Origin of the sequence: Devosia sp. CN2-171, from assembly GCF_049354815.1 — a bacterium.
GTDB lineage: Bacteria > Pseudomonadota > Alphaproteobacteria > Rhizobiales > Devosiaceae > Devosia_A.
The window spans coordinates 3,278,972-3,290,780 of sequence record NZ_CP186479.1 but is presented as its reverse complement, the minus strand read 5'-3'; the positions used below and the strand labels follow the sequence as shown (position 1 = coordinate 3,290,780).

The window sequence follows — 11,809 nt, the reverse complement described above, 5'->3', positions numbered from 1 at the left end:
CGTAACCGGGCCACCTCCGCCGGCGTCATCCCCGCGAAAGCGGAGACCCAGTGGGATGCTTCAACAAATGCGGGCGCTGATCGTCCGCACCAGGTCCCCGCTTTCGCGGGAATGACGGCGATGGGTGTGGCTGGCCTAATCACCCCACCCGCACCACCTGCCCGGTCTGCGAACTCTTCGTCGCCGCTTCCGCCAGCTTCTGCGCCATGAGCCCGTCGTGCCCCGACGGCGTCGGCACCGTGCCATTGGCCATGGCGTCGATGAACGTATTCACCTCGGCCGCATAAGCCGCCACATAGCGATCGATGAAGAAATTCTGGATCACGTCCTGGGTGAAGCCGGCCCCATCGGCGCGCTCGAGCGTCGTCATGTGCACATTGCCGGCGCGCAGCATGCCCTTGCTCCCATGCACCTCGACCCGCTGGTCGTAGCCATAGGTGGCGCGGCGCGAATTGGTGATCACCGCGATCTTGCCCGAAGCGGTCTGCATCTGCACGGCGGCGGTATCGACATCGCCGGCCGTCCCGATCGCCTTGTCCACCAGCGCTCCGCCGATGGCCGACACTGAAACGAACTCCTCGCCCACGAGAAAGCGCGCCATGTCGAAATCGTGGATCATCATGTCGCGATAGAGCCCGCCCGAGCGTGCGATATAGCTGACCGGCGGCGGCGCCGGATCGCGCGAGATGATGGTGACGATTTCGACCTCGCCGACATCGCCCTCACGCAGCCGCTTCTGCAGGCCCGCGAAGTTCGGGTCGAACCGGCGGTTGAAGCCGATCATCAGCGGCACGCCCGCCTTCTCCACCACCGGCAGCAGCGCCTCGATGCGCTCGACCGACAGCGACACCGGCTTTTCGCAGAGGATCGCCTTGCCCGAACGCGCCGCCGCCTCGATCAGGTCGGCATGCGTGTCCGTTGGCGTCGCGATCAGGATCGCATCGACATCCGACGCGATGATCTCGTCGACACCGGCAACTTGTGCCCCCACGCTCGCGGCGAGCGATACTGCCGCGTCGTGAATCGCATCGGCCACATAGGCAATGCTGGCTCGCGGCGAGTTCGCGATCGTGTTCGCATGCACCTTGCCGATCCGCCCGGCGCCCAGAATTCCGAATTTGACCAAGTTCCGCTCTCCCACCGGCGAATCCACACGCGATTCGCCCGATCCATAATTGGAACGTTTATTCCGAACTTCACAATTTCAGAATTGACGTTTCATCGGCGCCAGCGATACAACGACGCCAAGACGCTGTCCAGACGACAAGAACGGGGAAGATCATGCCGGAGCCAAGGCTCGATGTCATTACCATCGGGCGCTCATCGGTCGATCTCTACGGCCAGCAGATCGGCAGCCGGCTGGAAGACATCGGCAGCTTCACCAAGGCCGTGGGCGGCTGCCCCACCAATATCGCCGTGGGTACGGCCCGTCTCGGGCTGAAATCGGCGCTGATCACGCGCGTCGGCGCCGAACAGATGGGCGGCTTCATCAAGGAGCAGCTGCGGCGTGAGGGCGTCGACACCGCCGGCATCGCCACCGACAATAACCGTCTGACAGCGCTAGTACTTTTGGCTGTTGAGGCCGAGGGCGTCTCGCCCATGATCTTCGTGCGCACCGACTGCGCCGACATGGCGCTCAGCGAAGCCGACATCGATGCGGACTTCGTCGCCTCGGCCGCGGCGATCGTTGTCACCGGCACGCATTTCTCCACCCCGAACGCCGAAGCGGCGCAGCTGAAGGCCATCCGCACCGCCCGCGAGGCCGGGCGCAAGGTGGTGTTCGACATCGACTACCGGCCCAATCTCTGGGGCCTCGCCGGCCACGCCGCCGGCTTCGAACGCTACGTGAAATCGGACTTCGTCACCGGCAAGATCAAGCCGATCCTCAGGGATTGCGACCTGATCGTCGGCACCGAGGAAGAGGTGCTGATCGCAGCGGGCGAGAGCGACCTGCTCGCGGCTCTCAAGGCCATCCGCGCCGTCTCGGATGCGACGGTGGTGCTGAAGCGCGGCGCCAAGGGCTGCATCGTCTATGACGGCGAGATCGGTGACGACCTCGAGCATGGCATCGTCGGCCAGGGCTTCCCGATCGAAATCTACAACGTGCTGGGTGCCGGCGACGCCTTCATGTCGGGGTTCCTGCGCGGCTGGCTGCGCGGCGAGGACCACGCCACCAGCGCCACCTGGGCCAATGCCTGCGGCGCCTTCGCGGTATCGCGCCTGCTCTGTGCACCGGAATATCCGAGCTGGGCCGAGCTCGAGCATTTCCTTCAGCACGGCAGCAAATTCAAGGCCCTGCGCAAGGACGAAGAGCTCAATCACCTCCATTGGGCGACGACGCGTCGGCAGCACTGGCCGCGCCTCACGGCCTTTGCCATCGATCATCGGAAGCAGATCGAGGACATTGCCGGCGCAGAGACTGATCGCATCCCGGCCTTCAAGGTGCTGGCGGTGAAGGCAGCGGTGCAGGTTGCCAACGGCCGGCCCGGCTTCGGCATGCTGCTCGACGACAAATGGGGCCGCGACGCGCTGTTCGAGGTGCCCAAGACCTTCTGGGTCGCGCGTCCGGTGGAGCTGCCCGGCTCGATACCGCTGGAATTCGAATTCTCGCAGGATATCGGCAGCCGGCTGGTCGAATGGCCGGTAGACCACTGCCTCAAAGTGCTGTGCTTCTGGCACCCCGATGACGCGCAGGGCATCAACGCCCGGCAGCTCGAGACGCTGCGCACGGCCTATGATGCCTGTCGCAAGGTGGGCCGCGACATCCTGATCGAGATCATCCCGTCCAAGGTCGGACGGGTAGACGAAACGACCACGGCGCGGGCGCTGGAGCAGCTTTACGCCGCCGGGCTGAAGCCCGACTGGTGGAAGCTCGAGTCGCAGCCGAGCGCGGCAGCGTGGGCGGCGATCGACATGGTGATAGAGACGAGCGACCCGTTCTGCCGAGGCGTCGTGCTGCTGGGGCTCGATGCCCCACAGGACGAACTGGCCCGTGGCTTTGCCGTGGCCAAAAGCGCCCGCACCGTGCGCGGCTTTGCGGTGGGGCGTACTATATTTGGCGAGGCCGCCAAGGCGTGGTTTGCTGGCCGGATGAGCGACGAGGAAGCGGTGGCGGATATGGCCGCGCGCTTTGCTGCCCTGGTAGGGATCTGGGGCGACTGAGGGGCGGCGAACGCCTGCGTTCGAGGAGGAGCACTATGACCAACAACACGATCCGCCTCACTATGGCGCAGGCCCTGGCCAAGTTCATGACCCGGCAGATGACGGTGATCGACGGCAAGACCGTGCCGATCTTCGGTGGCGTGTTCGCAATTTTCGGGCACGGCAATGTCGCGGGTCTGGGCGAGGCGCTGTACCAGGTGCGGGACGAGCTGCCGACCTACCGCGCCCATAACGAGCAGGGCATGGCGCATGCGGCGATCGCCTTCGCCAAGGCCAGTTTCCGGCGCCGCTTCATGGCTGCAACGTCCTCGATCGGGCCGGGCGCCACCAACATGGTGACCGCCGCGGCGCTGGCGCATGTGAACCGGTTGCCGCTGCTGCTGCTACCCGGCGACGTGTTCGCCAACCGCGCGCCCGACCCGGTGCTGCAGCAGGTGGAGTCGTTCCAGGACGGCACGGTGAGTGCCAATGACGTGTTCCGCCCGGTCAGCCGCTACTTCGACCGCATTACCCGGCCCGAGCAGATCATCCCGGCGCTCAACCGCGCCATGCAGGTGCTGACCGACCCGGCCGAGTGCGGTCCGGTGACACTGAGCCTCTGCCAGGATGTGCAGGCCGAGGCCTACGACTATCCGGAGGCGTTTTTTGCCGAGCGGGTGTGGGTGTCGCGCCGGCCGATGCCGGATACGAACGAGCTGGAGGCCGCAGTGGCGGCGATCCGCGCGGCGCAGAAGCCGGCAATCATCGCGGGCGGTGGCGTGCTCTATTCCGGGGCGGCCGAGGGGCTGCGGGCCTTTGCCGAGCGCCACGGCGTGCCGGTGATGGAAACCAATGCCGGCAAGTCCAGCCTGCCGCACGACCATCCGCTGAACATGGGTTCGGTGGGGGTGACCGGCTCATCGGCCTCGAACCTCCTCGCCGAGCAGGCCGACCTCGTGCTGGCGGTAGGCTCGCGCCTGCAGGACTTCACCACCGGCTCGTGGGCCCTGTTCAAGGCCGACAATGTGCGGATCGTCGGGCTGAACACGCAGGCTTTCGACGCCTATAAGCATCGCGCCATGCCACTGATCGCCGACGCCAAGGTCGGGCTCGACCTGCTCGACGGCAAGCTGGGGCCCTGGCACGCGAGCGATGCCTGGCAGGCGACGGCGAAGGCGGCAAAGACCGATTGGCTGGCGGCGGCGAAGGCCGTGACCGACCCGACCAACGCGCTCCCCTCCGATGCTCAGGTGATCGGCGCCGTGCATCGGGCCCGCGGTTCGGGCGCCACGCTGGTCTGCGCTTCGGGCGGGCTGCCGGGCGAGCTGCACAAGCTCTGGCCGGCCGGCGCGCCGGGCAGCTACCACATGGAATACGGCTACTCGACCATGGGCTACGAGATCGCCGGTGGTCTGGGGGTGAAGCTGGCCAAGCCCGATGACGACGTGATCGTCATGCTCGGCGACGGCAGCTACATGATGATGAATTCCGAGATCGCGAGCTCGGTGCAGCTCGGTGCCAAGCTCACCATCGTTGTCCTCGACAATCGCGGCTTCGGCTGCATCAACCGGCTGCAGATGGCGACCGGTGGGGCCAACTTCAACAATTTGCTCAAGGATACGAAGCACGAAGTGCTGCCCGAGATCGACTTCGCCGCGCATGCCGCGTCGATGGGCGCGTGGGCAAGGAAGGTCTTCTCGGTGGCCGAGCTCGAAAGCGCACTGCGCGAGGCCGAAAAGGTCGAGCGCACCACCGTGCTGGTGATCGACACCGACCCGCTGATCTCGACCGAGGCCGGCGGTCACTGGTGGGATGTGGCGGTGCCGGAAGTCTCCGTGCGGCCGAGCGTGAACGCCGCGCGGAAGGAATATGAGGAAGCGCTGAAGGCGCAGCGGCTTTAGCCGGTGCACTTGGCTCGGAAGGACATGGAATTGCTGAAGGCCAAACTGGGCATGTCGCCCATCGCGTGGTGGAACGACGATCTGCCGGAGCTGAGCGATGACGTGTCGCTCGAGGAATGCCTGCGGCAGTCGCGCTCCGCCGGCTTCACCGGCATGGAGAAGGGCCGGCGCTTTCCCGAAGATCCCGCGGTGATGCTGCCGATCCTGCGCGCGGCGGACGTAACGCTCTGCGGTGGCTGGTTCTCGGGCACGCTGGTGAACGAGGACCTCAAGGCCAACCAGGATCGCATCCTGCCCATGATCGAGCTGTTCAAGGCAGTGGACGCGCCCTGCATCGTCTATGGCGAGGTTGGACGCTCGATCCAGGGGGATCGGAGCAAGCCTTTGGCGACCAAGCCGAAGCTCTCCGACGACGAGATGAAGGCCTATGGCCGGAAGCTCACCCAGTTCGGCGAATGGTGCACGGAACAGGGCATGCCGCTGAGCTACCATCACCACATGGCGGCAGTCGTCGAAACCGAGCCCGAGCTCGATGCCTTCATGCGCGCGTCGGGGCCCGGTATCCCGCTGTTGCTCGATGCCGGCCACCTGGCCTTCGCCGGCGGTGATGTGCTGCGGGCCATCGACAATCACCACGCGCGCATCAACCACGTGCATGTGAAGGACATCCGCCGTGCCGTGGTTGATGGGCTCGACCGCACCAGGCAGAGCTTCCTCGATGCCGTGGCGCTTGGCGCGTTCACGGTACCCGGCGATGGTTCGCTCGATTTCGGCGCCATCGTCCAGCGCTTCGCCGACTATGGCTATGAGGGCTGGTTCGTGGTCGAGGCCGAGCAGGACCCACGCAAGAATCCGCCGCTCAAGATGGCACAGGTGGGATACAAGGAGCTGATGCGGGTGATGACTGCGGCCGGATATACCGTCGAGACGCGAGGCTTTCCCGCCCGATAACGAGAGCGAAGCGCGTGACCGACGAACAAAAGAAGCCCCGGCTTTTCACCCTGCCCTGGTTCAAGCCACTCTACCGGCGGGCCATCCTGATCGGCGTCGTGGCCATCTGGTGCGGCTGGGAATGGCTCTACAACAAGGACCAGATGTGGGGCTACATCACGCTGGCGGCGCTGGCCTATGCGGTCTGGTCGTTCGGCATCAATTTCGACAAGGAACTGAAGAAGTTCGAGGATGCCCAACCTAAGAATTAGACCGGCCGGGCCGTCCGGTCACGTCCACCACATCACGCCGGAAAACGCCGGCTGGACCTATGTCGGCTTCGACCTGCACCGGCTGCCCAATGCCGGGGACGTCGCCCATGGCGGCCTGCCCGATCGCGAGGCCTGCATCGTGCTGATCGCGGGCCGGGCCTCGATCGAGGTCGATGGCCTGACCTTCCTCGCCGGCGAGCGCATGAGCCCGTTCGAAGGGCCGCCGCACTCGGTTTACGTGCCCGCGGGGGCAAAGTGGCGGATCGAGGCGCTGACGCCGCTCGAGGTTGCCGTGTGCACCGCGCCTGGCAAGCCCGGTGCCCGCCCGGCGCGCTCGATCGGGCCGGAACAGGTCGAGAAGCTGACGCGCGGCAAGGGCACCAATACGCGCTACCCGACCAACATCCTGCCCGAGACGGCGGACGCCGATTCGCTGCTGGTGGTGGAAGTGATCACCCCCGGCGGCCACACCTCGAGCTACCCGCCACACCGGCACGACGAGGACGACCTGCCAAGGCAGAGCTTTCTCGAGGAGACCTATTACCACCGGTTTTCGAAGCCGCAGGGTTTTGGCTTCCAGCGGGTCTTTACCGATGACCGGTCGCTGGATGAGACCATGCTGATCGAGGACGGCGACGTGGTGCTGGTGCCGCGCGGCTACCACCCGGTCGCGGCGGTGGCAGGGTATGACATCTATTATCTGAACGTCATGGCCGGGCCGAAGCGGACCTGGAAGTTCTACAACGCGCCCGAGCATGAGTGGATGATCGAGGGCTGACTGACAGAGACGGCCCCCTCCCATCCTCCCCATAAAGGGGGAGGTGCTCCGCCGGTTCACCTGGCACGATTGAAGACAGAGCCTCGACTCTTCACTCCCCCATTTAAGGGGGAAGGCGGGAGGGAGCAGTCTGCTGGTGACCTTCTCCGTAACCGTCCACCCACCTCGGCCCTTGACCCCCTGCCCGCGCGCGTGCATCGCTCCGCGACTTTCGTTTGGAGCCAAAGATGTCTGCCAATTTCATCCTCACCCTCTCCTGCGCCGACCGGCCGGGGATTGTTGCCGCGGTGACGACGGAACTGGCGGGCCTCGGTTGCAACATCGCCGAATCCAACCAGTTCTGGGACAAGGAGACCGGCCAGTTCTTCATGCGGCTGGCCTTCACCGCGCCCGAGGGCGTGGATCGCGATGCGCTCGAGCGCGGACTGAAGCCGGCAACCGAGCGCTTCGGCATGCGCACAACGCTGGTCGACCAGGCCAGGAAAAAGAAGATCCTGGTGATGGTTTCGAAGTTCGACCACACCCTCCTGCACCTGCTCTACCAGATCCGCGTCGGCTGGCTCGATGCCGAGATCGCGGCGATCGTCTCCAACCACGAGGACAGCCGCCGCACGGCCGACTACGAGGGCATCCCGTATCACCTGCTGCCAGTCGGCAAGGACAACAAGGCGGCGCAGGAGGAGCAGGTGATCGCACTGGCGAAAGAGACCGGCGTCGACCTGATCGTGCTGGCCCGCTACATGCAGATCCTCAGCGACAAGTTCGCGACGCGGCTCTACGGGCAGATCATCAACATCCACCACTCGTTCCTGCCCAGCTTCAAGGGCGCCAAACCCTATCACCAGGCGCATGAGCGCGGCGTAAAGCTGATCGGCGCCACGGCGCACTACGTGACGCCGGACCTCGATGAGGGCCCGATCATCGAGCAGGAAACGGCGCGGGTGACGCACGCGATGAGCCCCGACGACCTAGTGGCCGCCGGGCGCGACATCGAGAGCCGGGTGCTGGCCCGAGCCGTAAAACTCCACCTCGAGAACCGGGTGATGCTGAACGGCAAGAAGACGGTGGTGTTCGGGTAGGAACCCAACCACCGTCATCCCCGGGCGAAGACCCGGGGACCCACGGATGCTGCAGAGATCGCCGGGTCCGCGGGTCATGCCCGCGGATGACGACCGAGATATGGGTCGAGCGTTCTTCCGGGGCCGATCAGGCCGCTTGGGTCAGCGCCGCCCGGTTGGTGGCAAGGAATTCGCGCAGCGTCTGCGGCTTCTCACCCCACAGCAGTTCCACCGCGTTGGTGGCCAGCGCCACGCGGCCGAGCCGCGTATTGGCGTCGAACGGCACGATGAAGCCGTGCGCCACCGGAGCCGGTACGCCCGCGGCGATCGCGCCAGCCGCCAGCTGCTCGTCGCTGACGTTGACAACCTGGATGGAACGGCCGGTCACTTCGCTGGCGATGGCCGCGACTTCGCGAGTGGTCAGTGCCTCGGGACCGGTGACGGTGAGCGTCCGGCTTGCATCGCCGGAGAGCAATGCCCCGGCGGCGGCGCGAGCCGTATCCTCGCGCGCGACATGGGCCAGCGTGCCCTCGCCGGCCGACGTGTACCACTTGCCCGAGGCGAGGACGCCCGGCAGCGAGCTCAGCAGGTTCTCGGCGTACCAGTTCATCCTGAGGATCGTGTAGGCGATGCCGGTGGCCCTGATCGCCTCCTCGGTGCCGAAATGCTCGGGCGCGAACGGGATGGGCGAGCTGGGCTCGGGCGCCGGCATGGAGGTATAGACGATATGCTTGACGCCGGCCGCCTTGGCTGCAGCCACCGCGCTGGCCTGCAGCGCCAAGCGGCTCGGGCCCAGCACGTCGATGGAGATCAGCAGCAGCCGGTCGACCCCCTCGAGCGCTTTGATGAAGCCCGGCACGTCGCCATAGTCGGCCTTGCGAGTCTCGACGCCGGCGAAGTTCAGCTTTTCGGGATGGCGCGAGCCAGCAATGATCTTTCCGGCATAGCCGCGTTCGAGCAGCAGCTCGACAACGCGGCGGCCGAGCTTGCCGCCGGCGCCGGCGACGAACAGGGTGGGTTGGGTCACTTGGAGTCTCCGATATTCGTAATGGTTGTCTCTTTTTGAGACTACGTATACATTAGGAACTATCACGAACCCTGCAAGACGGCAGTTTCACCGCCACTGGTTACCTGGAAGGAACCACCCCATGTCCGGCACCACTCCCATCGCCCCGCTCAGCAAGATGATGGCCGAGTACTCGGACCCCTCGCAGTGCCCGGTGCGGAACGTGCTGGACCAGCTCGGCGACAAGTGGAGCGTGCTGATCATCACCGCGCTGGCGCATCGGCCCTACCGCTTCGGCGAGTTGAAGCGCGAGATCCCCGACATTTCGCAGCGCATGCTGACCCAGACGCTGCGCGACCTGCAGGCCGACGGGATGATCGAGCGCACGGTGTTCCCGACGACACCCCCGAGCGTCGAATACAAGCTCTCACCGATGGGCTACAGCATCCTCGTGCCGCTCTCGGCCATGGTGGACTGGGCCTTCGCCCATTTCCCGGCAATCCGCGAAGCGCGGGCGGAGTTCGCCAGGGCGGCGTAGCCCTACTGAAGCAGGCGACCCCCTCCCATCCTCCCCATAAGGGCGAGGTGCCCTGCTGGTGAGTTTGACTGGATCGCAGATGGAGCACTCTTCTCTTCACCTCCCCCTTTATGGGGAGGCCGGGAGGGGGCCCTCTCTCTCCACCTTGCTCCGGAGCCTCATTTGCTGCATCACGCGCAGCGTGACCCAGCCCTCCCCCCTCTCCGATCGCCGCGTCGTCCTCGCCGTCGCCGTCCTCTGCTGTTTCCTGTGGGGGAGCGCGGTGCCGGCGCTGAAGATCGGCTATGGCGTGTTCGGCATCGTGCCGTCCGACACGGCGACGCTGCTGCTGTTCGCCGGTGTGCGCTTCAGCCTCGCCGGGGCGCTGCTGCTGGGCTATGCGCTCGCGACCGGCAAGCCGGTTGGCCTCGATCGGCGGACGCTCGGCCGGGTGTCGCTGCTCGGGCTCGTCTCCACCGCGGGGCAGTATCTCTTCTACTATGTCGGCCTCGCCCACTCGACCGGCGTGAAGACCTCGATCACCACCTCGTCCTCGACCTTCTTTTCGGCCATCCTCGCCCACTGGCTCTACACCAATGACAAGCTGACCGGCCGCCGCCTCGTCGGGTGCCTGCTCGGCTTTGCCGGCGTCGTCGCGGTGAACCTCTCGGGCGCCGGGCTGGATCTGGCTTTCAGCGTGCTCGGCGAGGGCTTCATCCTCATCGCGGCCCTGCTGTTTTCGCTCGGCGGCATCTACGGCAAGCGCGTCAGCGGACAACTCGACGTGATGGTGATGACTGGTTGGCAGCTCGGGCTGGGTGGATTGATGCTGGCTGTCGCGGGCCTCGCGACCGGCGGACATCTCGGCGGCTTCGGCTGGGAAGGCGTGCTGCTGCTGGCTTATCTCGCAGCGCTGTCCTCAGCCGCTTTCGCGCTCTGGGCGCTGCTCTTGAAGCACAACCCGGTGGGCTCGGTGGCGATCTTCAACTGCCTGATCCCGGTCTTTGGCGTAAGCCTGTCGGGGCTGGTGCTGGGCGAGTCCTTCCTCGAGTGGAAGAACCTCGTGGCGCTGGCGCTGGTGAGCGTGGGGATCTGGCTGGCGACGGCGAGGAAAGACTCTGTCGTGGGGCGCCCCTCACCCTAGCCAAGTTGCCCTGTCAGGTCGTCTTCGGAAACACCCGCCAGCGCTTCGGCCTGAACGCAATGCGCGTCTTCTCGCCGGCCGGATGATCGAACGGCAGGTCGATTTCGACTCGTTCCGAATTGCCGCCGATCTCGAGTTCGACGCGGCGCGTGCCGCCGACCCGGCGGGAGGCCGCGACGACGCCGGCAAGGGCGGCGCCGTCTTCGACCAGTTCGACATCGTGCGGGCGGAAGTAGAGGGTTGCCTCGCCGACAGCATCATGCGGCGCCGGCAGGCCGATGGCGCGACCGCCAACCCAGAGTTCGTGGTTTTCGACCGTGACCGGGAGCGCACTCGATTCGCCGATGAAGGAGAAGACGAAGGGCGCGTTCGGGCGATCGTAGACTTCGTCGGGGGTGCCGACCTGCTCGATCTTGCCCTGGCTCATCACCACCAGCCGATCGGCTAGTTCCAGTGCCTCTTCCTGGTCGTGGGTAACGAACACCGTGGTGTGGCCGGTGCGGTCGTGGATCTCGCGTAGCCATTTGCGCAGTTCCTTGCGGACCTGCGCGTCGAGCGCGCCGAAGGGCTCGTCGAGGAGAAGTACCCGCGGCTCGATGGCGAGGGCCCGGGCCAGTGCCACGCGCTGCCGCTGGCCGCCCGAGAGCTGTTGCGGATAACGCTTGTCGAGGCCGGAGAGCTGGACGAGATCGAGCAGTTCCATCGCCCGGCGCCGGATCTCTGCCTTGGGCGGACGGGTGGCGCGCGGCCGGACCGAAAGGCCGAAGGCGATATTGTCGACCACCGTCATGTTGCGGAACAGCGCGTAGGCCTGGAACACGAAGCCGACGTTGCGCTCCTGCACGGTCTTGGACGATGCATCCTCGTCGCCGAAAAAGATCCGGCCGGCGGTCGGCATCTCGAGTCCGGCGATCAGGCGCAGCAAGGTGGTCTTGCCCGAACCGGACGGCCCGAGCAGCGCGATCAGCTCACCCGAGTTGATATCGAGCGACACATTGTTGAGCGCCGGATAATGCGAGAATTCCTTGCGGACGGTGTCGACACGGATATCCAAACTGCTGT

General features: G+C 65.8%; 11 protein-coding genes. 8 read left to right on the top strand and 3 right to left on the bottom strand.

Annotation, left to right across the window (positions count from 1 at the left end):
* Window positions 1–139: 139 nt before the first annotated feature.
* A complete protein-coding gene (gene iolG, locus ACOYW5_RS16325; RefSeq protein WP_423065948.1) occupies window positions 140–1,126 on the bottom strand; it encodes an inositol 2-dehydrogenase in 987 nt (328 codons plus the stop codon).
* Window positions 1,127–1,281: 155 nt separating this feature from the next.
* On the opposite strand from iolG, the gene ACOYW5_RS16320 reads away from it, so the two are divergent.
* The 6 genes from ACOYW5_RS16320 (at window position 1,282) to purU (ending at window position 8,101) form a co-directional block, all read left to right on the top strand.
* Complete coding sequence (locus ACOYW5_RS16320) at window positions 1,282–3,162, top strand: bifunctional 5-dehydro-2-deoxygluconokinase/5-dehydro-2-deoxyphosphogluconate aldolase (protein WP_423065947.1); 1,881 nt, start codon at window positions 1,282–1,284, stop codon at window positions 3,160–3,162.
* A gap of 35 nt (window positions 3,163–3,197) precedes the next feature.
* Window positions 3,198–5,042 (top strand): 3D-(3,5/4)-trihydroxycyclohexane-1,2-dione acylhydrolase (decyclizing), encoded by a 1,845-nt coding sequence (gene iolD, locus ACOYW5_RS16315; protein WP_423065946.1) that lies wholly within the window; start codon window positions 3,198–3,200, stop codon window positions 5,040–5,042.
* Window positions 5,043–5,075: 33 nt separating this feature from the next.
* Window positions 5,076–5,993, top strand: a complete 918-nt coding sequence (gene iolE / locus ACOYW5_RS16310) for a myo-inosose-2 dehydratase (RefSeq protein ID WP_423069482.1) — start codon at window positions 5,076–5,078, stop codon at window positions 5,991–5,993.
* Window positions 5,994–6,007: 14 nt separating this feature from the next.
* A complete protein-coding gene (locus ACOYW5_RS16305) occupies window positions 6,008–6,244 on the top strand; it encodes a hypothetical protein (protein ID WP_423065945.1) in 237 nt (78 codons plus the stop codon).
* Entirely contained in the window at window positions 6,225–7,022 is a 798-nt protein-coding gene (gene iolB, locus ACOYW5_RS16300; RefSeq protein ID WP_423065944.1) for a 5-deoxy-glucuronate isomerase, read from the top strand. The genes ACOYW5_RS16305 and iolB overlap by 20 nt, the downstream gene beginning before the upstream one ends.
* A gap of 227 nt (window positions 7,023–7,249) precedes the next feature.
* Entirely contained in the window at window positions 7,250–8,101 is an 852-nt protein-coding gene (purU, locus tag ACOYW5_RS16295) for a formyltetrahydrofolate deformylase (RefSeq protein ID WP_423065943.1), read from the top strand.
* Between the two features lie 127 nt (window positions 8,102–8,228).
* On the opposite strand, the gene ACOYW5_RS16290 is transcribed toward purU, so the two are convergent.
* Window positions 8,229–9,107, bottom strand: a complete 879-nt coding sequence (locus ACOYW5_RS16290; protein WP_423065942.1) for an SDR family oxidoreductase — start codon at window positions 9,105–9,107, stop codon at window positions 8,229–8,231.
* 121 nt (window positions 9,108–9,228) lie between these two features.
* Here ACOYW5_RS16290 and ACOYW5_RS16285 point away from each other — a divergent pair, with 121 nt between their 5' ends.
* Together ACOYW5_RS16285 and ACOYW5_RS16280 are read left to right on the top strand one after the other, a co-directional pair.
* On the top strand, window positions 9,229–9,624 hold the full coding sequence (locus ACOYW5_RS16285) for a winged helix-turn-helix transcriptional regulator (RefSeq protein ID WP_423065941.1): 396 nt from the start codon (window positions 9,229–9,231) through the stop codon (window positions 9,622–9,624).
* Between the two features lie 181 nt (window positions 9,625–9,805).
* Window positions 9,806–10,747: a DMT family transporter gene (locus tag ACOYW5_RS16280; RefSeq protein ID WP_423065940.1), complete on the top strand. Its 942-nt coding sequence runs from the start codon at window positions 9,806–9,808 to the stop codon at window positions 10,745–10,747.
* 13 nt (window positions 10,748–10,760) lie between these two features.
* Here ACOYW5_RS16280 and ACOYW5_RS16275 read toward each other — a convergent pair whose 3' ends face one another.
* On the bottom strand, window positions 10,761–11,801 hold the full coding sequence (locus ACOYW5_RS16275; RefSeq protein WP_423065939.1) for a sulfate/molybdate ABC transporter ATP-binding protein: 1,041 nt from the start codon (window positions 11,799–11,801) through the stop codon (window positions 10,761–10,763).
* Window positions 11,802–11,809: the final 8 nt, after the last annotated feature.